The following is a 22,183-nucleotide window of genomic DNA, read 5'->3' on the forward strand; positions in this document are numbered from 1 at the left end:
TCAAAAAGGATTACCTGAATCGGTAATCCTTTTTATATTTCTCCACTATCTATTTGCTTTCTTTCTTCTAAATAACAGAAGGAATCCTGCTCCAACAAACGCCAAACCTGCTCCAATTGTAGAAACAACACTTGTACCTGTTTTCGGTAAATCACGTTCTTCTTTCTTTTCACTTACAGTTGTTGTTTCTTTTACGTTTTGATTATCCGTTGTAGTTTGTCCAGATCCTGTATTATTACCTTCATCTGTTGGTGGTGTCGTTGGATTTTCTCCATTATTTCCTTCACCTGTTGGTGGTGTCGTTGGATTTTCTCCATTATTTCCTTCACCTGTTGGTGGTGTCGTTGGATTTTCTCCATTATTTCCTTCACTTGTTGGTGGTGTCGTTGGATTTTCTCCATTATTTCCTTCACCTGTTGGCGGTGTTGTTGGATTCTCTCCACCAGTTTCTTTATCATCATCGTTCTTCTTCGTTATATCAATTGCATATTTAGCAAATTCATTTTCAGATGGTCCAACATATGATATTTTTCCATCTTTCTTTATATACTTTTGTGCATTTGGTGAAGAATCGAATGTTGTATGTAATTTATCGGCAACAATCGGTTTAAACGTCCAATTTTTATCTGCTGCTGGATCAATAACTGGCGTTTCTTGCATATACTTCACAATGATTTGACGCGTTTCATCTTGTGATTGGTATACAACCTCCCCTTTGCTTACACCCGGGAACGTTTGGCTGCTTCCGCGATAGTTATTTGTAGCGACGATGAATTCTTGATTGTCAGCTACTGGCTTACCTTCATATGTCATATTTATAATACGATTCGTATTTGCATTTATAACTTTTCCATCTTTATCGTATTTCGCCGGTTGTGTTACATCAATTTCGTATTTTAAGCCATCTAAAATATCGAAGTTATATGTAGGATAACCTATATTTACTAACGGCTGTTCTTCTGTTTTCTTTGGATCAATTTGATTAAACTGACCTGCAGACATTTCAAGCCATTCTTTTACTTGTGCCCCATTTACTTTTACAGCATATAACGTATTTGGATATACATATAAATCTGCCACGTTTTTAATCGCTAACGTTCCAGCTGGAATATCCGTATAATATGTAGCACCGTTTCGGCCACCTGCTTTAAATGGTGCACCTGCAGATAAAACTGGAATTCCTTTATATTTACTATACTGTCCATTTTCAGCAAATAACTTTTCTACATACCATTTCTGTGCATTTGTCACAAGTTGTACAGAAGGATCATCTTGTACTAATGAGAAATAACTATTAATTGGCGCTGTCGTTTTTCCTACAGCTGTATTCACATAATCAATTGTCGCTTGGTGATCATCTTTAATTTCATTAACTAAATTTTGATCAGATTGTACGAGTGGGTTTCCTTTACTATCAGCAATCGGACGAAGTTGCGGCTTCGATTGCTCTTTTTGTACTTCCCATTTTCCATTTACTTTTTTCAATTGCATGTCTATAATACCTAAGTTACTTCCAAAGACACCAGGCATTACAACTGGAACACCATTAAATACGTCCTTCACTTCAGTATGTGAATGTCCCATTAATACCGCATCTACATCAGGAACTTCTGTTAAATAATACGATGCGTTTTCCATGCCAACGTTGTAACCACTCTTATCAACACCTGAATGCGCTAGTGCAACGATAACATCGGCACCTTCTGCTTTCATTTTTGGCACCATTTTTTTCGCTGTTTCAACTATATCTTTTGCTTTCACTTTTCCTTCTAGATTTGCTTTATCCCAGTTCATAACTTGAGGTGGAACAAATCCCATTACGCCAATTTTCACTTTTTGTTTTTGACCTGATTCATCTTCTACTTCTTTTTCAAAAACATGATATGGTTTAAAGTAATTTTGATCATTCTCTTCATTATTATCTTTATCATCTTTATAGACGTTCGAGTTAATAACCGGGAATTCTGTTTTACTAATTACTTTGTTTAAATAATCTAAACCGTAGTTAAATTCATGATTCCCAAGAGAGATGACGTCATACTTCATTAAATTCATTAAACGATATAATGGGTGCGTATAACTAGGATCCACAGGCTTCTTCGGATCATTTATTTTATTCGCTACATAATCTCCAAGCGGTGTCCCTTGTAATGCATCCCCATCATCAAACAGGACAGAGTTCTTCGCTTCTTCACGCGCTTTATTCACAAGTGTTGCAGTTTGCACGAGACCTACTTTATTATCGGTTTTCGTTTGATAATAATCGTAATTCATTAAGTTAACGTGAATATCTGATGTTTCTAGAATTCGTAAGTTAACCGTACTCTCCCCAGTTTGCTCATCCGCATGAGCTGTTGCTGGCAATACTTGCGGCGCTATAACACCAATAGCAAGAGTTGCTCCAGCTAGCATTTTTTTTGACTTTTTCACAAAAAATCCCCCTTATACAATTACCAAAGAATAATGAAATGAATTTCTAGCATTCTCTAACCACATACCTTTTTTCTTCTAGTAGATACACGATTTTCATTTCACCCTACACTAACGAGTAGTCTCCTTAAACGATCCATTAATGGAGACTAGCAATTAACGGGAGATAAAGCTCCCACTATGTAGAATTTCACCTTATCTGACATTATCATATATAATGTACTTTCATATCGTCAATATTTTTTGACATACTTCTACAAATTTTCTGTAAAGTTATTGTAAACTTTTCATAAACATATAATATGCCCTTACATTGTTAATACTGCTGAATATGATACAATTACCAATTACAAGGAGGATGAATTATGAAAAAAGTCATCTTAACAATTGTTTGTCTCCTCCTTCTAATCATTTCTTATTCTTATTTTGAAAAGAACGATGAGACAAAACAAAATGAACCCGAAGAAAAAACAGAAAAAACATCTACTCCAAGTTGGATTGATAAGCAAACAAACGATTCCTTTTATCATCTCGTACTAGGTGATTCGCTCGCCAAAGGATATGGATCGACACAAGGTGGATTTACTGAATTAGCCTCTAAACAAATAGAAGCACAAATTCATAAACCAATTACTGTAGAAAACCTTGGGATAAACGGTCTTACAACAGATCGTCTCGCTAAAAAGGTTGAATCAGAAGATGTAAAGCAAAAAATTAGAGCAGCCAATATTATTACAATTAACATTGGGGGAAATAATTTATTTCGCTTAAATCGTGATGTCGGTGTTATAGACGGTATTAAAATGTTAAATAAAGAAAAAGCTCATTTTGAAGCGGATGTAAAAAATATTGTAAAGACAGTCCGAGATCAAAATCCGGATGCTTTACTCATTCTTTCTGAACTCTATAACCCGTTACAACTCGATGACTCCATCGCAAGTTATGCAGATATGTTTTTAGACGGATGGAATGAATCCGTTTATTCCATTGCAAAAGCAAATCAACCATCTATCGTTTTACCAATTCGCAAATTAATATCGAATGATAAGAAAGATTTACTCTTTGACCAAGTACACCCAAATGATAAAGGCTATTCGATTATTGCCGATTCCTTTACAAAAAAAGTGTTGGCCTACAAATATTAAAATTCGCATGAAACAATTCTATTTTTATAACATGTCTTTTTTGTTACAATGAGAGTGGAAGGGGGCCTTTATATGGAATCACGCGAGTGGGAACGTATTGTTGATCATCTTCTTTCGCTAGTGCCTCTTTTTTATCGCAAATTTATGCTTCCTGGAGAATTTTCTTCTCAAAGACATATGCCGCCATCACATACACAAGTATTACTGCTTCTGCATGAAAATGGCACATTAGCAGTTTCCGAAATCGGCAAGCGGCTAGCGATTTCACGGCCTAACATGACACCTCTATTAAACAAACTGATCCAAGAAGAACTAATAGAGCGTCATTATAGCGAAAAAGATCGACGGGTCATTTTAATTTCCCTGACAGCTGAAGGGAAATTGTTAGTAAATCAGTATCAACAATTCATTTTAGACAAATTAAAAGAAAATTTCCAAACGTTATCTGAGGAAGAACGTGAAAAACTCATTCACTCTCTTCAAACCATTCAAAATTTAATTTTGAAAACAAACGTATAAAGCTGCTTCTAAATAGAAGCAGCTTTATGATTCGTAATAATTGCCATAGTATACATTTGAATATGGCCATGTCGTTAAATATGGTTTTTGATCTTGCGTAGGTTGTTGCGATGGTATTTGCGGTAGTTGTTGTCGATATAATTCATATTGCCTACTCGTATCATAAACCGGATAATAATTTACATATGGATATACTTGCGGTACGTAATAATAATACATTCATTCTCTCCTCCTTTTTCTTAAACATATTCAAAGGAGAAAATGAGTGTGACACTCTTTATATTTGCATGAGTGGTTCTCTCACTCTTTTCTTTCTGTTCTTCAAACGTAACTTACGGTTCTTTTCATATAAATAATGCACAACGAAATATGAAACTACACCAAACACAACCCCTAAAATCGTCATTCCAATTAATACATACACTTCACTCTGTAATAAGCTCTTTAATATCGTAAAAATGTGACTTGAAAACAAGTCCGATATTGTAAAGGGTTCATGATGTATTTTTTGCACATGAAATGGATAAATCATTTTCCCTAGCGCATACGCAAGCGGAAATAAAACTACTGGGAGAAACGATATTTTTCCAATAATATTGCCAATCACCGCGGCAGGAAAAGATCCCTTTGCTAACCTGACGATTGGATAAAATATTAAATAGACGAGCGATGCTGTATATATAACCAACATCTCTAAACCAAAACCAATCGCAAAACCTAACGATACTTTCTTCGCTCCTTCTGGTGATCGAAGCAACTTATAATATTGAAACTTTAATATTCTCCACATCCGCTGAAAAAACGAATATGTTTTCTTAGTTGTTTTCACTCTCATCATCTCTTTAACTATATTTTTATACCTAGTATGCCCTTACACACCCCGAAAAACAAATTTCATTTCCTCTTTTATTATAGATGATATCGAAATAGTTAACTAAATATACATATGACATTTCACTGTCAACCACCCCCACTGAGATAAAACCTTTCAGTGGGGGCTTGAGTTCGAACGCTAGGTCTTTTCGTCTATCGCTAGACAGTTTGACGCTCTAGCATTCATGCTACCCTAAGGTAACACCCCAAGTATGTTTTTGGTTGGTACTGACAACGAACGATTGTTTTCCCACTTGCACCACCCTTTCGAAAAAGAGCCGTTCTCCCTTATGGAAGAAGCCACCACTGGGATGAATCCAGCGTGTGCTACAAGCCCCGACAAGTCGCGTACACATGGATGGTTGACGCACCCACTAGGCTATGCGCGAAGCAATAGCCTTACGTTTTTGCACGTCTAATAGAATCGGCGTTTTCACTTTCAGATTGTCATCCAGTTCTACAATTTTTGATTTTTTCAATGTATTCAGCGCACCATTAATATCAGCATGGATACATGTTCCTGCTTTACTTTGGTACAAACCACGCGTAATTCGTTTGCCACTAAAGCGATACTGCGTCTTATCATCCTTAGACCAAACTGGAACCGGATCCTTATCAAGAAAACTAGCTTTTGAAGTATAGCTTTCTTCTTGTTTGAAAAAGCGGATGCCTTCTTTTATGCATTTATTCTCAATTGCTGCCATCAATTTCTCAAATGGGATTTGAACAAATGTTTGATTATTCTTTTTCCCCATATGAGATTTTTGTTTCCAACCAGCGTTATACCCTACAACAATCGTATCTATATCGAATTCTTTCACTTTTTTGAACAATAGGCCTACTGTTTGTGCAATGTAACCGTTTATTTGTCTTTCTCGTTTATGCCAAAGTGCAGCAATTTTATTCGTTACAAGACGTTTAGAAAGCCCGTTTTCCATATTTTTCAGTTGTAGATTACGTATCGTTTTGTTGAAGTACTGGTTAATGGATTTTAGTTTTTTTCCATCAATTAAGAAGGCATAACCTGTATTGGTTACGCAACTTACTAATCTATCTACACCTAAATCGCAACTCAAAGCGTTACTCGTAGTCGTGGGTTGTTTCTTCACTTGAGAGACGTGCATTTCATATGTATAATGCACCTCAAAGAACCGACCTTTTTGCTTTGGTACAATCTCAATGTAGGAGATGTTTTTATTTCTTAAGTTTTTTGGCATACGTATTTTAATGGAACCGAATTTTTTTCTAAATGCAACATTCATCGGAACCATCCAATATCCGTTCTCATCCACTTTTGGCACTTGATAGATTTCAATGATTCGTTTGTCAGTGGAACGAGAATAATTCGGAAACTTCGGACGACCTGTGAACTTATCAGGATGTTTCTTCCACTGTTCCAACGCTTTAAAAAAGCTCTTCATTTCTGTAAATAAGGCTCTACGAATCGCTTGAACAGAGTTTGATTGAACGCCCGAGTAGTTCATATCAGCCTGCATGGCATTGTCCACTTCTTTTACAGTAGCCATTTTATTATCGTTCAAATAACTTTGTTTTATCGTGTACAACCCAACATTTCGCAGTGCTTTTGAACTATGCGCCATGCGCTGAAGTAAACGAAATTCTTTTGCAGTAAGGCAAGCTCGTCCGATATTCTGTTTCTGCGTGAACCGTTGCATGGTTTCTCTTTTCTTTTGTTTCCGTAATACTTTCACTACCTTCTTTCTAGCCATTGTTTTCACCACCTTTCTTAGAAAGTTCATTAAGCGTATTCATTACTTTTGGCTTAAGTAGCTGAATGATAATCATTATCTAATTTCGTTGCCTTACAATCTATTCCCTTCTTATCTACATAATATTGTAGGACAAAAAGAAACAAACATTCGCCCTCAAAAATTGTTATGAACGAAACAAAAGCGTTCAGCCTACCTACTGACGGCAATTCATCTCCACCTGAATTGTTGGGTTTCACCCGTAACACAAATCAGATGGAGTCTTCTTGCCGGAAGAGATAAAAAAGTGCACCTCAAATTGTTATTCATGTCTAACAATTGCGGTACAGTTCAAGTTGAGCAGCTTTGTTCTTATTTATTCTCCTAATGTTTGTCCCATTTCATTTATTTTTATATCAAGACGAAAAAAGCACTTGTTGCCTTTAATCGACAATCAAGTACTTTCAGTTCATATTGTTTTTAAGTTGCACTAGATTTTATCTTAACCTTAAAACTTGTATATCTTAACAATTAATATCCATTTTCTTTTTTGTTCACTTCAAATATATTTTGCTTTAGCTGTATTAGTATTTATGTTTTTATAGCTGTACAGTAACAGACACTTAAAAAACATGACTGTATAAACTACCCCTTTAAAGCTAATATCTCTTCTCTATTATAGTCGATCATTGCTAAAAAGTACTCGTCAAAATTCTCAAATCTATCTATTTCTTCACCCGCAAACCAAATTATCTCTCCTGGTCTAGAAGAATTAGGTAAACATAAAACAAATAAATCCCTATCAAATTCCGAAACTGCTATTGGTAATAGCTCCGGCCTTAAAACACCGCTTTCTTCTAAAACAACATCATCTATAGCTTCTAATAGTACCTGAGCATAATCCATTATAGCTGATTCCTTTAATTGCTCCGTACCAAATAAATCCACCGTTTGATAAAAACCTGCCCATCCATTGGCATATTGAAGAAATTCTCTATACATTAAATCAAGTTTATATCCCAATTCTTGTTCAATAATGCGAATAGATTTTTCATTTGCTCCCACCTCCGGAAAATGGTTTGGCCATATTTTTTCTACATCTTGTTTCATTAGCTCCTGCTTCACTAAAATCATTGTAGCTATCTTATCTTTCCAATTATTCATCGTCTACTCCTCCTCTACAAACTTAAATTTTGTAGGTTTATAACCAATTGAACATATTTTTATATTCTACACCCACTATAATATTTTCTGCATATAAAGGCTTAATCATTTAATTCGTTATCCTCTCTTACTTAATAAGTTTAGAGTTTTTTAATAATATACCAACTATCGACTAATGGGGGGAGGTAATTCTTATGCAACACCTTGAAATACATATTTCCCAATGCATTGTCGTCATATTTGAATATTAATTTAAAATCATAAGTTTTTATGTGAAACTTTTTAGATTACTAAAAAACCTTGAAAGACATATAGCCAATCAAGGTTTCAATAGAATTTTACCCAATTCCATAGTATAGATTATTGATTCTTTTATTTTCTTAAAATATATACTTATATGCATAAAGTTTTATGCTAGTAGATATATAGCTGTACTAATCACTAAAATACCTTCTTAAAAATCTACTTTTTCTCCCGAATCAGTATAAACAAAATACTTTTTATTATTTTCATTTAGTAAAGTAATATCTGTGCCAATTGGCATATTAAAAATATTCATTACCGCTGGTTCTATTTCAATAATAGTTCCCCAATCACAAACTGACATATTTGATGCATCAGCAAGATATTCATCTGTATCTATTTCCGACAAAAATCTCCATCCATTATCGATAGCATTAACTGGTTGTTCTTTAATACACCATTTCACATTCCCTTTATTTTGTAAAATATTCTTAGATACAACGCTACCACCTAATCCACTACTCTTTTTCAAACAATCATCTCCAAAACTTTTTTCATATCATCTGTTCCACGTTCTTCAATTAAATCTCTTAATGAATATCCATATTTATTTTCATCATTAATATTCGGTCGTTTTCCCAAACATTTTACTATTAAATCATTTCCCTCCTTTGTTCTTTTTTTTAATACTTCTTGACATAAAGACCATATTGCAGAATTACCAAATTTTTTATCTTTTAAATTCAAATCTACCCCCATATCAACCAGCCTACAAGCTACTTCAACCGCACCTTGACAATTAATATTTGCTGCTAAATAGTGAAACTCATTACAGTCATCATTAGAAATTATATTAACCTTTGCACCATTATCCAATAGAAAGTTTGCTATATCAAACTTTCTACTAATTAATGATTTTTCAAGTAAACTAATACCATTTTTATCAATTGAATCTACAATCTCTTCAATACAGTTTCCCTCAATTTTTAGCTTCTCTAAAAATAATTTAAGATTCCCGAATTTTATAATAGTCCCATAATCAGCTTTATTAATATCCATTTATACTATCACCCTCTCATTCATACTTATGACTTCGGTTAGTACTTGGCAATTCCGGTCGATAGTTTTCAGGGTTTCTATACCACTTTAAGAACTCTTCTTTTGTAATAATCTCATTCATATACAATTCATGCATATCAGAATATTTCTCTCCTGGTATATGCCCCATATCCCATTGACCACTTCTTGTTTTAGATTTATCCCAAATTATTTCTACACCTGATGGATCATAAACTTTCCCATCGATAGAATCTTTCGCATTTTCCCACACTTCTTCAACCTGACCTTTTCCATAACTAGGCCTGCTTTTACTATATGGTTTTTTAGTAACGATACTATCCTCTGTAGCTTTTACAGTATCCTTAACTCCATTGACTTTCTCCACAGGTACTTTTTTAGCTTTATTCACAGCCTCAGCAGCCTTAGCAGTCATTTTAACTCCTTTACCTACTTTAGCTATCTTTCCAAAGGGTGTAAGCCCTGCTACTGCCATTCCTCCAGCAAATACTCTATCCAAAGTAGATAGTTTTTCGCCAGTAGATGGATCAATCCCATCCCAAGCACGACGAATATCATACTCACCACTTATTTCACCTACTATATCCCTAGCAAGTTTTTCACCATCAAAATCCTCTTTTTCTGACGATAGTGGTCCACACATCGCTCCTTGTTCCATTGTAACATTTTGATTATCTGTATTGCGGAATTTTTCAGCAATTCTTTTCAAATCTTCCTCTACTTTTACAAGTGAATGAATAGATGCAAAAGCTTTTGGTCTCGCATCATTGAACAGTTGAATGAACTGTTGATTAGAGGCACCAATCCACTGAAAACACAACTGATCTATTTCATTACATAAATTATTATGTATAGATTCTAATGCGATTCGGGTATTACTTGCACGATTCGCAACTTCTTCTAGCATTTCAGGTGTTACTTTAATTTGAACCATTTTTTCCCTCCCTCTCCCCATTAAAATTATGAGACAAAAAGAAAAAAAATGTAAATATAGAAATTTCAGAATATCTAAAAATCTTCATGTTACATAAAACCTGCTTAACGGCAAACGAAGTGTATGTGAAGTAAAAGGCCTTCCTGGTAAACTAGGCACAAATGGTTATACAAAAAATTTAGTAGCTGTTTCTCTAATAGATATCCTCCCTCTATCCATATAATTAAGTACATTCAGTATATACTCAAAGTAATATCTTTTTACCGTATTTACTTTCTCTTCTAAAAAGAATTTAACCATAAAAAACACCCCAGTTTTTATTCGTATCTAGCAACTGGGGTATACATCCTTTAGGAAAGCTCTTCTACATTTTTAAATAAACTTACTAATAATGCTTTTTGCGCATGCAATCGATTACCAGCTTGCTCAAATACGATAGACTGTGATCCATCTATAATCTCGCCTGTTACTTCTTCTTCACGATGGGCAGGTAAACAGTGTAAGAAGCGATATGTTTGCTTCGCATGCTTAACAAGTTCGTTATTAATTTGGTATGGTTGAAACAACGTATATTTCTCTTCTTCGCCCTCTTGCCCCATGCTCATCCAAACGTCAGTATAAATGAAATCTGCTTCATTCACCGCTAGTTCAGGGTTATGCAAAATTTCAATTTCAGCTCCTGTTTCCTTGGCAATCGCTAACGCTTTTTTTACAATCTCTTCATTCGGTTCATACCCTATAGGTGTTGCAACAGTCATATGCATTCCAACTTTTGCACTCGCTAACAACAATGAATGACATACATTATTTCCATCACCTACGTAAGCCAATTTTATTCCTTTAAATGTATTTGTTTCTTCATATATTGTCATTAGGTCTGCCAATGCTTGACAAGGATGATGGTCATCCGTTAATCCGTTAATAACAGGTATGCTCGATTCTTTTGCAAGCTCTTCTACATCCGCATGTGAGAATGTACGTATCATAATCCCGTCAATATACTGTGATAATACTTTCGCAGTATCTGAAACGGTTTCTCCTCTTCCCATTTGCATCTCTTTTCCACTTAAAAACATACCATGTCCCCCGAGCTGTACCATTCCTGCTTCAAAAGATACACGAGTACGAGTTGAATGTTTATCAAAGATAAGACCTAATATTTTGCCTTGCAGCAAAGGCTCTTGCTTATTCTTTTTTAAATATATTGCGAACTCAATTAAAGAAATAATTTCTTCTTTCGTTAATTCTTCTAGTGTTAAAAGGTCTTTCGTATTTAATTTCGGTACTTGTACAGTTGACATGAAAATTCCCCCTTATATAATTGATACGTTTTTTGTACAAACTACTTTTTTTATCATATATACTGCCTGTTTTAACTCTTCATTCGTTACAATGAGTGGCGGTAATAGTCTTATAACATTAGGTCCTGCTTGTAATACGAGAAGTCCCTGTTTTTCTAGTTGTTCTATAAAACTTGCAACTTCATGCGTACATTCAATTCCAATCATAAGCCCTTTACCACGTATATTTTGGATACATTCGACATGTCGTAATTCCTCTTGCAACTTCTGTAATACGTACTCGCCCTTTTCCTTTACTTCTTTTAAAAACGATGATCTTTTAATTATTTGCAATACTTCTTTCGCCGCAGCCATTGCAACATAATTTCCCCCAAACGTTGAACCATGTGACCCTGCAGGAAACGATATTCCAAGTTCTTTCCTACCAATCATCGCTCCGACAGGAATCCCGTTTCCAAGCGCCTTAGCAGTAGTAACGATATGAGGTGTTATTCCCATTTGTTCGTAAGCAAATAATGTCCCTGTTCTTCCGATTCCTGTTTGGACTTCGTCTATAATAAATAAGGACCCGAACTTCTTACATAATGCTTCAATCGCTTTCAAAAAAGATAGATCAGCAGGTATGACTCCTCCCTCTCCTTGAACAACTTCTATCATTACTGCCGCAACTTCTTCATTCATTACTTCCTCTAATGCCTTTATATCGTTAAAAGGTGTATGTAAAAAAGAGGGAAGGAGCGGACCAAATCCTTCTTTCACTTTATTTTGTCCCGTCGCACTCATCGTTCCGAATGTTCTACCGTGAAAAGATTGCTCGCATGTTACGACGAGAGATTTTTCAGTATGCTTACGGGCTAGCTTCAAAGCAGCTTCATTCGCCTCTGCCCCGCTATTACAGAAGAACACATAATCTAATGCTATGTTTTCTGTTAATAATGACGCCACTTCTTCTTGTAAGCTGTTTGTAAACAGGTTAGATATATGCCATATTTCATGCAGTTGCTCTCGTACAGCTTTCATAACAGTAGGATGACAATGTCCTAAATTACATACACCAATTCCTGATGTAAAATCTAAATATTGCTTACTGTTATTATCAATGACTTTCGTTCCTTTTCCCTTTACAAACTCAATCTTTCTTCTCCCATACGTTTGAAAAAGATGACTTGTCATGCAATACTCACGCCCCTCGTTACCGTCGTTCCGATACACTCACCTGTAACCTCGGTAAAATCCTTCATCCCATTTACGATACTAACCTTTTGCACTCCCATTTTTAATGATGCTAGTGCTGCCTGTACTTTCGGAATCATCCCACCGGTAATAACACCGTTTTCTATAAAATTAACAATCTCAAATTCGTCGGTTTTCTTTACTAACTTTCCTTCATGCAATACCCCATCTACATCTGTAATAAAAATGAGTTCTTTTGCAGATAACGCGGCCGCAATTCCAGCTGCGGCGGTATCTGCATTTATGTTATAAATCTCATTATCATTTATGCCGACTGGAGCAATAACAGGAATATAATTCATATTTATTAATCCTTTTAGTAAGGCCGTTTCGACATACCTTACTTCTCCCACATATCCTATCTCCTCACTAACAGGTTGAACTTGAAGTAGATTGCCGTCACATCCTGAACAACCTACCGCTCGTAAATTATGCTTTTGTAAATTCATTACGAGTTTTTTATTCGTACTTCCACATAACACCATTTGAACAACATCCATAACTTCTTTTGGTGTTACCCGTAATCCATCTCTTTTTTCTACGTTGATGTTACAATCTTTTAATTGGGCATCAATTTCTGGGCCACCACCATGAACAATCACTACTTTATACTTCTGTTGTAATTTCTTTATGCAATCAAAAAACACATCATTTAATTGATCCAACATACTACCGCCGCATTTCACTACAATATAATCGCTCATCTTCCCTCTCCTTATGTACGATAACAAGCGTTTATTTTCACATATTCATAACTTAAGTCACAGCCCCAAGCTGATCCGGTCTCTTCACCTAAATGTAAATACACATCAATGACTATTTCATCTTCTTGTAATCTCTCTTTCATTTCCTCTTCAGAAAACATTTGAGGTTCACTATTTTTCAGCACAACGATAGATTGAAGAGTAATATCAATTGTATTTGGATTAATCGCTACTTCACTTTGTCCAATGCTGCTAATAATTCGCCCCCAGTTTGGGTCTTCACCATGTATTGCTGTTTTCACAAGACTCGAACCGACTATTTGTTTTGCGATTTTCTTTGCCTCTTCATTCGTTTGAGCTCCTAGCACATTTACTTCTATTAACTTCGTAGCGCCTTCACCATCTTGTGCAATTTTTTTTGCTAAATCTTCACATACCTTCTGTAAGGCAAATATGAAAGTTTCCCAATCTGCATGTTCCATATCGATTGGTTTCGTTTCTGATAATCCACTTGCCATAGCGATGACCATATCATTCGTAGAAGTATCGCCATCCACCGTAATTTGATTAAATGTATGATTCGTTATTTGTGATAATGCGGTTTGCAATACGTCATGCTCTATATGAGCGTCTGTCGTAATAAAACTTAGCATCGTTGCCATATTTGGATGAATCATCCCTGAACCTTTCGCAACACCAGCAATCATCACTTTCTTTCCATCAATCATCATCTCATAGCAAGTTTCTTTCGTTATAAGATCCGTCGTTAAGATTGCTTCAGAAAAAGAATGAGCTTCATTTTCTTCCTTCGCCGGGATAAGAGTTGCAATTCCCTTTCGGATTATATCCATCGGCAACGGAACACCAATTACACCTGTTGAAGCTACTGCAACATAATTTTCTTTCACTCCAAAATGTTCCGCCCCTAATGCACGCATCTCGTATGCATCTTGTAATCCTTTCATCCCTGTACAAGCATTTGCATTTCCACTATTGACGATAATAGCTTGTAATTCCCCCTCAGTCGTTATACTATCCTTCGTTACTTGCAAGGGGGCTGCTTGTATTTGATTTGTTGTATAAACAGCAGCACATGATGCCGGTACATCACAAATGATTGCCCCTAAATCCTTCTTCTCCTTTTTCAAACCAATTGCAGTGCCAATTGCCGAGAAACCTTTTGGTGTTACAATCGAACCATTTTCTAATTTTGTAATAGACGCTACTTTAACCATCATGTCCCCCTTATAAATAAAGCGGCATATGTTGTAAACCTGTTGTTTCTTCTAGTCCCGCTATTATATTTGCATTTTGAATCGCTTGCCCAGCCGCACCTTTCATCATATTGTCTATAACAGAAACGACTGTCACGCTTCCTGTTCTTTCATCGTAAGCTATCCCCATATCACAATAATTTGAGCCCCTCACTTCTTTCGGACTTGGAAACTCTCCTTGCATGCGAATTCGAACAAAAGCTGATTGTTTATACGTTTCTTCATATAATTTTTGAAGTTGTTCTATTTCCATTTCTCGCTTTACTTTCGCATAAAGTGTAACCATAATCCCACGTGATATCGGTATTAAATGTGTACTAAACGTGATTGGCTTCGTTTTTCTATTCCATTCCGCGAGCATTTGCTCAATCTCAGGAACGTGTTGATGCTCATTTACTTTATAAATACGCAAGTTATCGTATAACTCAGGAAAGTGAGTCATCGTTGTTGGCGTTTTTCCTGCTCCAGATACTCCTGATTTCGCATCAATGATAATGGAATCTTCTTCAATTATGCCGCTACGAACTAACGGTAATATCGCTAATAATGCAGCTGTAGCAAAACATCCTGGATTTGCAATTAAATTTGCCTTTTGAATTTCGGACCTTTTCCATTCACTTAACCCATATACAGCTTCCCTAAGGACTCCTTCTTTTGCAGCTGCCCTTTTATACCACTGTTCATATATGAAAGGATCTTTCATACGAAAGTCTCCAGATAGGTCAATTACTTTTAAGCCTACTGCTAATAATTTGGGAGTTAACTCTGCTGATACTCCTGCTGGGGTTGCTAAAAATACAATTTCTACTTCCTTCTCTATTTCCTCCACATCAATTTCTTGTAACGTATGAACAAGAACATTTTGAAAATGCGGATATACATTTGTTATACACTCACCAACTTGTGAAAAAGAATGGAGAGATACTATCGAAAAATATGGATGTTGCTCTAATAACCGAATTAATTCAATACCTCCATACCCAGTTGCTCCAATAATCGCGACCTTCATATGCTCCTCCTCATATCGATTCTTTAAATTAAGTATGATTATAATATTGTATATTTATAGAGTCAATTAAATATTTATAAATTTTATAAACTTAAAAAACTTAATTTTACTAGAAAAATAATATGCACAACCGAATTTTTATACAAAAATAGTGCATAGTAGTTTTTTTATTTCACTTCAAGTACAATAAAACAATACATACGTACATACAGGCGGGGAAAACATGAATGAAAAATTAATTGAGAAAATGATTATAAAAAGTTTTCAGCAATATCAATATAGTCCTATGTCAAATGAGGATCAGGAAATGCTTGTTAAACATATTCAAGCAATAATTCATTCAAATACTAAAATTGATGTATACGAGGCAGTTGAGGATATCGTTTACGATTATGTGACTGGAAAATAAAAAATAGGAGATTTCCATATGGAAATCTCCTATTTTTTACTTAATGATTTACCTGCAACACGCTCAAATAAACCTGGGAATAATGCATAAAGTTTCGGACCAATGCCCATCCATTTCGGTAAATTTACTTCACGCTTTTTCGTTTGCATTGATTTTACAATTTGCTCTGCTACATATGTTGGTTTTAACATGTATCGTCCCATATTTTTCACATATGTACCGGATTGATCAGCTATTTCAAAAAAGTTTGTATCTATCGGACCTGGATTAATCGCTGTTACGAAAACATTCGTACTGGATAACTCCATGCGTAAACTATTGGTAAATCCTAATACTGCATGTTTCGTCGCTGCATACGCACTTGATTTCGGCGTTGCAATTTTCCCAGCAAGTGAAGCAATATTAATAATATGCCCTTCGTTTCTTTTCACCATATAAGGTAGAACTGCTTTCGTACAAGCTACTAATCCAAATACATTTACTTGGAACATATCTTTCACTTCATCCATTGACGCATCTTCAAACGTTTTAAAAATACCAAATCCCGCATTGTTTACTAATATATCAATACGTCCCACTTCTTGTAATACCTTTGAAAAAACAGATTTTATCCCCGTCTCTTCACTTACATCTAATACATAATAATAGCAAGGCGTATTATAAGTTTCTTTAATTTTGTCTGCTAGCGCTTTTAATTTCTCTTCTGTTCTAGCCATTAATACTGGAGTCGCTCCCTGCTCTGCAACTTGCATTGCAACTTGCTCTCCAATTCCACTAGAAGCACCTGTAATGACGATTACTTTATTTTGTAAACGTCCCGTCATTGCTGTCACCTACTTTGCATAATAAATCAATTGTTGCGAAGATTCATCAATCATCACTTGTTGATTATATGCTAAAAAGTCTAATTGTCCAACCGTTTCTGAAATAGTAAGTGGCAATTGTTCCTTATATAATACCGGAAATAGTTTTACACATACTTCAAATGCTGTCATTGGTTTTTCCTTTAATAACTCAAGCACTTTAAATGCACGTGTTTCTTGCTTTTGTAATCTCGTTTCAATAAGTTGTTTCACATTTAGAACATCTTCTCCATGTCCTGATAAAATGCGCGAAATATTCATTTCACTTAAACGCTTTAACGTTTGATTGTATTGTAATAATGGACGTGCCCTTTCTGTTTGTCCTTCATATGGTGGTTCTAATATTGGATTCGAAGAAATATGACTAATGAGAGCATCTCCGCCAATTAGTATTCCATCAGATTCTCTATATAATGAAATATGAGTGGAAGCATGACCCGGTGTTTCAATTACTGTAAAACCAGGCATTGAATCAATACGATCTCCCTCTCTCACAGTATGCGTTAACGATCTATTACAAGAATATTTCAGTGTCCTTGTCGTCAATAACGCCTCGTCTTTCAAAAATGCTGCTGGAACACCAAATTGTAAAGCCGTCTCTCTAAAAAAATCATGATATCGCTTTAAAAATTCTGGATTTTGCGTGATCCACGGCTCATTCCAAGGGTGTCCAATAATGTTCGTCTTCTCAGAAAATATATTTAAAAGCCCACAATGATCCGCATGATGATGCGTAATAACTACTGTTTTAATATCTTCTATCGTATATCCTAATGTACCTAACTGACTTTCTAACGCATTTCTTGCCTCTTCTGTATTCGTCCCTGTATCAATTAATGTTAATGTCTCCCCCTCAACTAAAAACACATTCACAGTTTCAACTGCAAATGGCACAGGAATCTCCATTCGGTGAATCGCCGTCATGCTTAGCCCCCCTGTCTCTTTCCGGTTCAAAAATGAATACTTCTTCAGTTTACAACTTCCTTATATATTTGTCATTATTTTCAGATAAAAAGAGGTGTTTCCTAGAAAAAAACGAATGTATGTACATTTATAAGAATTTCTAACCAAAATTAAAGGAGGAACATCATGTCTATTCAAAACATTTCCTTTCTCGGTGCAGGCTCTATTGCTGAAGCGATTATTGGTGGCTTATTACATGCAAACGTTGTGAAAGGCGAACAAATTACCGTAAGTAATCGTTCTAACGAGACAAGGTTGCAGGAGCTACATAAAAAATATGGCGTCAAAGGAACACATAATAAAAAAGAACTACTTACTGATACAAATATTCTTTTTCTAGCAATGAAACCAAAAGATGTTGCAGAAGCGCTTACCCCTTTTAAAGAAGACATACATAATAACCTGCTTATTATTTCGTTATTAGCAGGTGTTTCTACTCATTCAATTAGAAATCTACTTCAAAAAGACGTTCCGATTATTCGTGCCATGCCAAATACATCTGCAGCTATTTTAAAATCAGCTACTGCTATCTCGCCTTCTAAACATGCAACAAAGGAACATATTCAAACTGCCATAGCTTTATTTGAAACGATCGGTCTCGTCTCTGTTGTAGAGGAAGAAGATATGCATGCTGTCACTGCATTATCTGGAAGTGGGCCTGCTTATATTTATTACGTAGTAGAAGCGATGGAAGAAGCCGCAAAAGAAATCGGTTTAAAAGAAGATGTTGCAAAGTCACTTATTCTTCAAACAATGATTGGTGCTGCTGAAATGCTAAAAGCAAGTGAAAAACATCCTTCTATTTTGCGAAAGGAAATTACTTCTCCTGGTGGAACGACCGAAGCAGGCATTGAAGTATTACAAGAACACCAATTTCAACAAGCACTTATTTCTTGTATTACACAGGCAGCGCAACGATCGCATAATCTCGGAAAAACATTAGAACAACTAACAAAAGAAAAATAAAAAATGGAGCTCAATCTTACTTGAGCTCCATTTTTTTATAAACATATATTGTTTAGTTATTCGTCTTCCCAAAAATCTCTTCTTGCAGACGACGACCAGTCGGTGTTGCTGCAAGTCCACCTTCAGCTGTTTCACGAAGTGCTACTGGCATCGTTTGTCCGATTCTAAACATCGCCTCAATCACTTCATCACATGGAATCGTACTCGTTACACCAGCTAATGCTAAATCAGCTGAAATCATCGCATTTGCAGCTCCTGCTGCATTACGTTTTACGCAAGGTACTTCTACAAGTCCTGCAACAGGATCGCATACTAAACCAAGCATGTTCTTTAATGAAATTGCCATCGCTGTAGCTGCTTGCTCTTGTGTTCCACCAGCCATTTCAACTGCAGCTGCAGCTGCCATTCCACTTGCTGAACCAACTTCAGCTTGGCATCCTCCCGCTGCACCAGAAATACAAGCGTTATTCGCAACAACCATACCGAAAGCTCCCGCTGTAAATAAGAATTCAATCATTTCTTCACGTGTAGGCTGCAATTTTTCTCTTAGTGCAAATAGTACACCTGGCACTGTTCCAGCAGACCCTGCTGTTGGTGTTGCACAAATAATTCCCATCGCTGCGTTTACTTCATTTGTTGCAACAGCTTTACTCACTGCGTCCAAAATCGTATCTCCAGATAAGCCTTTTCCACTCTTCATATACGCCTGAACTTTTACAGCATCTCCACCAGTTAAACCAGTTGGTGATTTCACTCCGCGAATACCACGTTCTACCGCTTGCTCCATCACGACTAAGTTCTTTTCCATACCAGCAATTACTTCTTCACGTGAAATACTTCTTGTTTCCATTTCACATTGAATCATAATTTCTGCGATTTTTACATTTTGTTCTTTAGCTTGCGCCACTAGTTCCGCTGCGTTCCGAAACATGGTGTGTCCCCCCTGCAATTATTCCATAATAGTTACTTGACAAATATTTTGTTGCGCTTTTATTTCTTCAATCACTTCATCTGCTAATATTTCATCTGTTTCGATGACCATAAGCGCTCTTCTTCCTTTTTCCTTACGAGAAACACTCATTGTACTAATGTTAATCTCGTGTTTCGCAAGGATTGAAGCTACTGCTGCAATAGCACCGAAGCGATCGTTATTTACAATAAGTAGTGCTGGACTCGTGCCTGATAATTGAAGATCGAATCCGTTTAATTCTACAACTTCAATTTTACCGCCACCAATTGAGCAAGCAACAACTTCAATTTCTTCTTCACCTTTATACAAACGAATTCTCGCTGTATTTGGGTGAGGTGCATTGGCATCCTCTTCAATAAATTCCACTTCAATTTCGCGCTCTTTTGCTATTTCTAGCGCCTCTGGAATACGTAAGTCATCTGTTTCAAACCCTAATATCCCACCTATTAGCGCTACATCTGTACCATGCCCACGATACGTTTTTGCAAATGATCCATATAATGAAATGCTTACTCTTTCTGGTTCATGACGAAACAGCTGGCGAGCAACTTGCCCCATTCTTGCTGCGCCTGCTGTATGTGAACTTGATGGACCAATCATAACTGGACCGATAATATCAAATACTGAGCGATACTTCATCATAACTCCCCCTAAACCTCTATGAAAAAATTTTTTACTATTCTATTAAGCTACCAAATCGGTTGCTTTTCCAGTTGTACTACGAATTTGTTCCGCTATACGAATTGGATCGTTTTTGAATAACAGTGAAGCGATATATCCTGAAATAATACCAGTTATAATATGAAATAAGAAACTTAGCATTACCTTCATTTACACATAATATAAGATAATCTACAGTAAAGTCTTGTAGCAATCCAAAGTTTAACACAGAACCCCTTACAAGCATAGCATAAACAAGTGAAACGCCCATTGCTTTCATACCTTTTGATGCCTTAAAGCTAAAAAGTGAAAAAGGCTTCATACAAATAATAGTAATGTCCTTCCTATTATAATTTCCATGTTGCCCTCTCACAATTTATTCAACTTCACTTGTTATGATAAACGTCTCAAACACATGTAGCCTACAGTAAATTATAATCTGTCCTCATTATAGCTTGTTTTTAATAAAACGCTTACTTTTAATGAATTTTAAAAGTTCTGAATAACAATCCATTTTTGCTATTTGTACTACTTGTATGTCGTCCGACTTATATAACAGTTTTTCTAAACAATCGATACTATGTTGTTTCATCTTATATCTTTACATCATTAAAACTTTCTGTTTCATCCTATATAAGCGTAAAATGATAACAGTTTTATTTTTATTTTTTTTTAGAAATAAAAAAATGGCAACCTTTCGTCACCATTTTTTCACAACATTATTATCTGTCCACTGGAAATGATTTTAAATCTGTAGCTATTTCTGTATTAGAAAATAGCTCTCTTGCCTCTTTCAATAATTCCTTATATGTATCCCCTTGATAACGAGAACTAATATGAGTTAATATTAATCGTTTTGCATTTGCCTGAAGTGCAATACTTGCAGCTTGCTTAGATGTGGAATGAAAATAATCATAAGCTTGTTGTTCATCTTCTGCTGCAAAAGTTGCTTCATGAACAAGTACGTCAGCGTCTTGTGCTAGCTCTCTACTCGCTTCACAATATCTCGTATCACCTAAAATGGTAATAATTCTTCCCTTTTGAGGTGGGCCGATAAAATCTTTTCCGTTTAGTATCGTACCATTTTCCAATTCAACCACTTCTCCATCTTTTAAACGTTTAAAGAGTGGACCTGGTTTCACGCCCATCTCCAGCAATTTATCGACTAAAAGGGCGCCTTGTATATCTTTCTCTATAATACGATACCCAAAACATTCAATACCGTGTGACAATCTTTTCGTTTCCACATGAAATTCATTATCTTCAAACACAGTACCTTCTTCTGTTATCTCAACAATTTCAAGCGGGTATTTTACATGTGTCGTACTTACTGATAATGCGACTTCAATAAATTGTTTAATTCCTTTTGGTCCATACACTGTTAGAGGTGTAGTCCCTCCTTGGAACGAACGGCTTCCTAATAAACCAGGCAATCCAAAAATATGATCACCATGTAAATGCGTAATAAATATTTTTTCAATGCGGCGTGGACGTACTGATGTATGTAATATTTGATGTTGCGTCGCCTCGCCACAATCAAATAACCAAGTCTGTCCTCGTTCTTCTAACAATTGCAAAGCAATTGCTGAAACGTTCCTTCCTTTCGAAGGAACACCTGCACCAGTTCCTAAAAATACAAATTCCACTTTCTTTCCTCCAGCTCTTTATATAATCTACCTTTCATCTTACGGAATGTTATTTCAAATGGCAAATCGAATTTACATAACCAATCATCTA

Annotated in this window: 23 protein-coding genes; 4 read left to right on the forward strand and 19 right to left on the reverse strand. The window is 35.8% G+C overall.

Annotated elements, in window-relative coordinates; genetic code table 11:
* Positions 1-45: 45 nt before the first annotated feature.
* The gene (gene cpdB, locus ACTFR9_RS13030; RefSeq protein WP_095843131.1) at positions 46-2,430 is read right to left on the reverse strand and encodes a bifunctional 2',3'-cyclic-nucleotide 2'-phosphodiesterase/3'-nucleotidase; all 2,385 of its coding nucleotides are present in this window, start codon (positions 2,428-2,430) and stop codon (positions 46-48) included.
* Positions 2,431-2,795: 365 nt separating this feature from the next.
* Between cpdB and ACTFR9_RS13035 the strand changes: the two genes are divergently transcribed.
* Both ACTFR9_RS13035 and ACTFR9_RS13040 read left to right on the forward strand, forming a co-directional pair.
* Entirely contained in the window at positions 2,796-3,575 is a 780-nt protein-coding gene (locus ACTFR9_RS13035; RefSeq protein ID WP_440048990.1) for a GDSL-type esterase/lipase family protein, read from the forward strand.
* 72 nt (positions 3,576-3,647) lie between these two features.
* On the forward strand, positions 3,648-4,094 hold the full coding sequence (locus ACTFR9_RS13040) for a MarR family winged helix-turn-helix transcriptional regulator (protein ID WP_000445819.1): 447 nt from the start codon (positions 3,648-3,650) through the stop codon (positions 4,092-4,094).
* Positions 4,095-4,118: 24 nt separating this feature from the next.
* Here the strand turns inward: ACTFR9_RS13040 and ACTFR9_RS13045 are convergent, their stop codons facing one another.
* The 12 genes from ACTFR9_RS13045 to argC all read right to left on the reverse strand — a co-directional run bounded on the left by ACTFR9_RS13045 (position 4,119) and on the right by argC (position 15,615).
* Complete coding sequence (locus ACTFR9_RS13045; protein ID WP_103102232.1) at positions 4,119-4,313, reverse strand: hypothetical protein; 195 nt, start codon at positions 4,311-4,313, stop codon at positions 4,119-4,121.
* 58 nt (positions 4,314-4,371) lie between these two features.
* Entirely contained in the window at positions 4,372-4,932 is a 561-nt protein-coding gene (locus ACTFR9_RS13050; protein ID WP_002028428.1) for a DUF2062 domain-containing protein, read from the reverse strand.
* A gap of 409 nt (positions 4,933-5,341) precedes the next feature.
* Positions 5,342-6,697 carry an RNA-guided endonuclease TnpB family protein gene (locus ACTFR9_RS13055; RefSeq protein WP_229136231.1) on the reverse strand — a complete coding sequence of 452 codons (1,356 nt, stop codon included), beginning with the start codon at positions 6,695-6,697 and terminating at the stop codon, positions 5,342-5,344.
* Positions 6,698-7,321: 624 nt separating this feature from the next.
* Positions 7,322-7,840 (reverse strand): SMI1/KNR4 family protein, encoded by a 519-nt coding sequence (locus ACTFR9_RS13060; RefSeq protein WP_001067166.1) that lies wholly within the window; start codon positions 7,838-7,840, stop codon positions 7,322-7,324.
* A 454-nt stretch (positions 7,841-8,294) separates the two neighbouring features.
* Positions 8,295-8,615 carry an immunity protein Imm33 domain-containing protein gene (locus ACTFR9_RS13065; protein ID WP_000749724.1) on the reverse strand — a complete coding sequence of 107 codons (321 nt, stop codon included), beginning with the start codon at positions 8,613-8,615 and terminating at the stop codon, positions 8,295-8,297.
* Positions 8,612-9,142, reverse strand: coding sequence for an ankyrin repeat domain-containing protein (locus ACTFR9_RS13070; RefSeq protein ID WP_000353923.1), 531 nt, complete (start codon positions 9,140-9,142; stop codon positions 8,612-8,614). Before ACTFR9_RS13070 ends, ACTFR9_RS13065 begins: the two co-directional genes overlap by 4 nt.
* Before the next feature lie 16 nt (positions 9,143-9,158).
* A complete protein-coding gene (locus tag ACTFR9_RS13075) occupies positions 9,159-10,094 on the reverse strand; it encodes a WXG100 family type VII secretion target (RefSeq protein ID WP_000249940.1) in 936 nt (311 codons plus the stop codon).
* Between the two features lie 350 nt (positions 10,095-10,444).
* On the reverse strand, positions 10,445-11,395 hold the full coding sequence (argF, locus tag ACTFR9_RS13080) for an ornithine carbamoyltransferase (RefSeq protein ID WP_000108859.1): 951 nt from the start codon (positions 11,393-11,395) through the stop codon (positions 10,445-10,447).
* A gap of 12 nt (positions 11,396-11,407) precedes the next feature.
* The gene (locus tag ACTFR9_RS13085) at positions 11,408-12,568 is read right to left on the reverse strand and encodes an acetylornithine transaminase (protein ID WP_229136232.1); all 1,161 of its coding nucleotides are present in this window, start codon (positions 12,566-12,568) and stop codon (positions 11,408-11,410) included.
* A complete protein-coding gene (gene argB, locus ACTFR9_RS13090) occupies positions 12,565-13,332 on the reverse strand; it encodes an acetylglutamate kinase (protein ID WP_001286785.1) in 768 nt (255 codons plus the stop codon). The genes ACTFR9_RS13085 and argB overlap by 4 nt, the downstream gene beginning before the upstream one ends.
* An 11-nt stretch (positions 13,333-13,343) precedes the next feature.
* On the reverse strand, positions 13,344-14,567 hold the full coding sequence (argJ, locus tag ACTFR9_RS13095) for a bifunctional glutamate N-acetyltransferase/amino-acid acetyltransferase ArgJ (RefSeq protein WP_229136233.1): 1,224 nt from the start codon (positions 14,565-14,567) through the stop codon (positions 13,344-13,346).
* A 10-nt stretch (positions 14,568-14,577) separates the two neighbouring features.
* Complete coding sequence (gene argC, locus ACTFR9_RS13100) at positions 14,578-15,615, reverse strand: N-acetyl-gamma-glutamyl-phosphate reductase (protein ID WP_229136234.1); 1,038 nt, start codon at positions 15,613-15,615, stop codon at positions 14,578-14,580.
* Between the two features lie 223 nt (positions 15,616-15,838).
* On the opposite strand from argC, the gene ACTFR9_RS13105 reads away from it, so the two are divergent.
* Positions 15,839-16,024 (forward strand): YqzH family protein, encoded by a 186-nt coding sequence (locus ACTFR9_RS13105; RefSeq protein ID WP_229136235.1) that lies wholly within the window; start codon positions 15,839-15,841, stop codon positions 16,022-16,024.
* Between the two features lie 29 nt (positions 16,025-16,053).
* Here ACTFR9_RS13105 and ACTFR9_RS13110 read toward each other — a convergent pair whose 3' ends face one another.
* Both ACTFR9_RS13110 and ACTFR9_RS13115 read right to left on the reverse strand, forming a co-directional pair.
* Complete coding sequence (locus ACTFR9_RS13110; RefSeq protein ID WP_000147807.1) at positions 16,054-16,848, reverse strand: SDR family NAD(P)-dependent oxidoreductase; 795 nt, start codon at positions 16,846-16,848, stop codon at positions 16,054-16,056.
* 9 nt (positions 16,849-16,857) lie between these two features.
* Positions 16,858-17,811 carry an MBL fold metallo-hydrolase gene (locus tag ACTFR9_RS13115; RefSeq protein ID WP_000125138.1) on the reverse strand — a complete coding sequence of 318 codons (954 nt, stop codon included), beginning with the start codon at positions 17,809-17,811 and terminating at the stop codon, positions 16,858-16,860.
* 165 nt (positions 17,812-17,976) lie between these two features.
* On the opposite strand from ACTFR9_RS13115, the gene proI reads away from it, so the two are divergent.
* A complete protein-coding gene (proI, locus tag ACTFR9_RS13120) occupies positions 17,977-18,816 on the forward strand; it encodes a pyrroline-5-carboxylate reductase ProI (RefSeq protein WP_229136236.1) in 840 nt (279 codons plus the stop codon).
* 52 nt (positions 18,817-18,868) lie between these two features.
* Here proI and sdaAA read toward each other — a convergent pair whose 3' ends face one another.
* From sdaAA to rnz, 4 genes are all read right to left on the reverse strand, one after another.
* Positions 18,869-19,747 (reverse strand): L-serine ammonia-lyase, iron-sulfur-dependent, subunit alpha, encoded by an 879-nt coding sequence (sdaAA, locus tag ACTFR9_RS13125; RefSeq protein WP_000489463.1) that lies wholly within the window; start codon positions 19,745-19,747, stop codon positions 18,869-18,871.
* Positions 19,748-19,765: 18 nt separating this feature from the next.
* Positions 19,766-20,425, reverse strand: coding sequence for an L-serine ammonia-lyase, iron-sulfur-dependent subunit beta (sdaAB, locus tag ACTFR9_RS13130; protein WP_000877446.1), 660 nt, complete (start codon positions 20,423-20,425; stop codon positions 19,766-19,768).
* Positions 20,426-20,470: 45 nt separating this feature from the next.
* Positions 20,471-20,608, reverse strand: coding sequence for a hypothetical protein (locus ACTFR9_RS13135; protein ID WP_154214285.1), 138 nt, complete (start codon positions 20,606-20,608; stop codon positions 20,471-20,473).
* 560 nt (positions 20,609-21,168) lie between these two features.
* A complete protein-coding gene (gene rnz, locus ACTFR9_RS13140) occupies positions 21,169-22,092 on the reverse strand; it encodes a ribonuclease Z (protein WP_000397443.1) in 924 nt (307 codons plus the stop codon).
* Positions 22,093-22,183: the final 91 nt, after the last annotated feature.

The sequence above is a fragment of the Bacillus cereus group sp. MYBK222-1 genome (genome assembly GCF_051916425.1).
In the GTDB taxonomy this organism is placed as follows: Bacteria; Bacillota; Bacilli; order Bacillales; family Bacillaceae_G; genus Bacillus_A; species Bacillus_A paranthracis.